This is a genomic window from Catenulispora pinisilvae (genome assembly GCF_015356865.1).
Classification (GTDB): Bacteria; Actinomycetota; Actinomycetes; order Streptomycetales; family Catenulisporaceae; genus Catenulispora; species Catenulispora pinisilvae.
Genome location: NZ_JAAFZA010000442.1, coordinates 1 through 3,762, shown reverse-complemented (window position 1 = coordinate 3,762; position 3,762 = coordinate 1). Strand labels below are relative to the sequence as shown.

Genomic DNA, 3,762 nt, shown 5'->3' with positions numbered 1-3,762 from the left:
GCCCGAATAGCCCCGGCCGGCGGCGGCCTCTACACCCCGAACGCCGCGCCGCTGGCGCCGACCGCGCTGCTCAAGCTGCCGCCGGGCAGCGTGCGCGCCGCCGGCTGGCTGGCCGGCGAACTCCAGCTCCAGCTGACCGGCCTGTGCGGGAACTACCAGGACACCTCGCACTTCCTGGACAAGTCCACGACCGGGTGGCTGAACCCGTCCCAGAACGGCTGGGAGGAGGTGCCGTACTGGCTGCGCGGCTACGGCGACCTGGGCTACCTCACCGGCGACGCCACGGTCCTGGCCGACACCGCGACCTGGATCGACGGCATCTTGGCCACCCAGGCCTCCGACGGCTTCTTCGGCCCGACGTACCTGCGCACCAACCTCTACGGCGGCGGAGCGGACTTCTGGCCGTTCGTGCCGCTGCTCCAGGCCCTGCGCAGCCGCCAGGAATACACCGGCGACCAGCAGATCCTGACCGCCCTGACCGCGTTCTTCCAGTACATGAACGCGCAGCCCGGTTCGGTCTTCGGCATCTCCTGGCTCTCCTACCGGGTCGCGGACTGCCTGGACGTCATCTTCTGGCTCTACAACAAGACCGGCGAGGCGTTCCTGCTCACCCTGGCCGACACCATCCACAGCAACAGCGCGAACTGGCTGAACAACCTGCCGACGCCACACAACGTGAACCTGGCCCAGGGCTACCGCGAACCGGCCGTGTACGCCCAGCGGTCCGGCCAGAACGGCATGACGCAGAACGCGTATCAGAACTATGCGTCGATCATGGGCGCCTGGGGCCAGTTCCCCGGCGGCGGCTTCGCCGGCGATGAGAACGCCCGGATCGGCTACAAGGACCCCCGGCAGGGCTTCGAGACCTGCGGCATCGTGGAGTTCATGGCCAGCCACGAGCTGATGGGCCGGCTCACCGGCGACCCGATCTGGGCCGACCGCTGCGAGCAGCTGGCGTTCAACATGCTGCCGGCGGCCCTGGACCCGCAGGGCAAGGGCACGCACTACATCACCTCGATGAACAGCGTCAACCTCTCGAACGACACCCCGAGCCACGGCCAGTTCAGCAACGCCAAGCCGATGCAGGCCTACATGCCCGGCGTGGACCAGTACCGCTGCTGCCCGCACAACTACGGCCAGGGCTGGCCCTACTTCACCGAGGAACTGTGGGCCGCCACCCCGGACAACGGACTGTGCGCGGTGATGTACGCGCCCTGCTCGGTCACCGCAAACGTATCCGGCGGCGCCTCGGTCACCGTCACCGAGGACACCGGGTATCCGTTCACTGACACCGTCACCCTGACCCTGACCATGTCCGCCCCGGCAACGTTCCCGCTCTACCTGCGGGTCCCGGGCTGGTGCTCGAACCCGGCGATCGCGGTCAACGGCCGGGGCGTCAGCGCACCAGCGGGCCCGGCCTTCACCTCGGTCTCCCGCACCTGGAACAACGGGGACACGGTGACGATCCACATGCCGTCCACTCCGGTGGTCAGCATGTGGGCCTCGCAAGGCGGCGCATTGTCGGTGTCGAACGGCGCCCTGGACTACTCGCTACAGATCGGCGAGAACTACGTCCAGTTCGCCGGGGACAGCGAGTTCCCCGAGTACGAGGTGCACGCCACGACGCCCTGGAACTACGGCCTCGACCTGCCGTCCTCGAACCCGGCGAGCGCGCTGACCTTCCACGCGGCCGACGGTACGGTCCCGACGAACGCCTTCACCCAGCAGAGCGTGCCGGTGAGCATCACCGCACCGGCCACCCAACTCACCGGCTGGACCGCCGACGACCAGAACATCGTGACCGAGCTGAACACCGGCCCCTTCCAAGCCTCCGGCACCACGAACGTCACCCTCATCCCGATGGGCGCGGCGCGTCTGCGGATCACGGCGTTCCCGGCCGCAGCATCGTCAGGCAGCGCCTGGACCCCGCGCAACGGCTACGTCCGACTGCTGAACGCCAACAGCGCCAAGGTCATGGGCGTGTCGAACATGTCCTGGGACGACAGCGGGCAGGTGGTCCAGTTCGACGACAGCGGCACCGCCGACCACGTCTGGCAGCTGATCGACAACGGCGAGGGCAACGTGCGGATCCGCAACGCGAACAGCGGTCTACTCCTCGGCGTGGACCAGATGTCCACGTCCGACTCGGCGAACATCGTCCAGTTCGAGGACAACGGCACCCTGGACCATGTCTGGACCCTGATAGACAACGGCGACGGCCGGATGCGCATCCGCAACGCCAACAGCAACATGGTGATCGGCGTGGCGAACATGTCCACCGCCGACTCAGTGAACTGCGTCCAATTCGACGACAACGGCACCGCCGACCACCTCTGGACCCTGATACCGGACGGCCCGGTACGAATCCTGAACAAGAACAGCGGCCTGGTGATCGGCGTGGCGAACATGTCCACCGCCGACTCAGTGAACTGCGTCCAATTCGACGACAACGGCACCACCGACCACCTCTGGACCTTCCTCAGCGACCCCAGCGGCTGGTGGAAGATCCAGAACCTGAACTCAGGCAAGGTGATGGGCGTGTCGAACATGTCCACCACGGACTCAGCCCAGGTGGTGCAGTTCGACGACAACGGCACCGCCGACCACCTATGGCGGCTACGCCCCGGCGGCGGCCCCTGGTTCCGGATCCAGAACCAGAACAGCGGGCTGATGCTTGGAGTGGACGGCATGTCCACGGCCGACTCGGCCAACGTGGTGCAGTTCGAGGACAACGGGACTGCGGACCACTTGTGGCGGTTCCTGTAGGGGCCGTTCGGGGCCCGTTCGGGGGCGGGTCTTCTTTTGGCGGCTGGGGTTTGCGGGGCGGGTTGCGGTTGGACTGTGGGTTTTAGAAGCCTTTTACGGCCTTCGGTCATGGTTGTGCCGGTTCGGGGTTCGGGACGGCGGGCGTGTTTGTCGGCCGCCAGTTCTCGTGTTCACAACCCCGGCGCATCTCAGGCCTCTTCAACTCCGGCAAGTCGGAGCACGAGCACAGGCAAGAGCCAGGTCAAGAGCAAGATCAACTGCAAGATCAAGGTCAAAAACTGTGATGAAGAGCCCGGCGCCTCCGGCGGGGGCTCTCGGCTCCCTCGGGGAACTGGCGCGGTTCCATAGGGTGGTTGCCTCAGGGCCCTGCGCTGGCGGTTTGTGAGGTGGTGCGGTTCGTTCCCCACGGTCGCGTCGTCAGCCCCAAGGGGTACAGCACCGGTGTCCGGGAGTAAAGTCCGCGCCGTTGCGGTCGGGCGGGCAGGTGGCGGTTGTCAGAGCGCGAACTTGACTCCCGGCCACCGGCGCTGTAGGCAAAGCCCTGCCGACGCGACCGAGGGGAACGAACCGTAAACCGGCCGGATAGGTGCAAAGCCCAGTGGTTCGGTACCGGCGACTCGGCGAGTTCGGCCGCCGGTCCGGCGTGTGGCAGCGCGGCAGTCCCGAGAGTGCGCATTCTAGGCTGGCGAGTGCGAGTGCAGATGCGGGCGCGGGCTCGCCTGGCCGCCAAGGCCGATGCTAGTGGATAGCAAGCGCGCCAGGGGATGTCGGCAATCGGCGGCAGACTGCTGCGAGCGCAAGCCGGTCCGATACTGGATACCGCACCCGGGCATGTTCGCAACCAACTGGCCAGCAGCCCGCCGCCTCACCGGCAGCCGCATCGCTGACCCGTGTCTACGGGCCCTGCGATTGCTTTTCTTCCGGTTGGTTTTCGGTTCGTTCCCCTCGGTCGCGTCGGCAGGGCTTTGCCTACAGTGCCGGTTCTCGGGAGTCAAG

General features: G+C 66.9%; 1 protein-coding gene. It reads left to right on the top strand.

What is annotated here, in order from left to right; translation table 11 throughout:
* Positions 1 to 2,766, top strand: a 2,766-nt coding sequence (locus IZR01_RS48580; protein WP_194927825.1) for an RICIN domain-containing protein, incomplete at its 5' end; no start/stop codon positions are given.
* Positions 2,767 to 3,762: the final 996 nt, after the last annotated feature.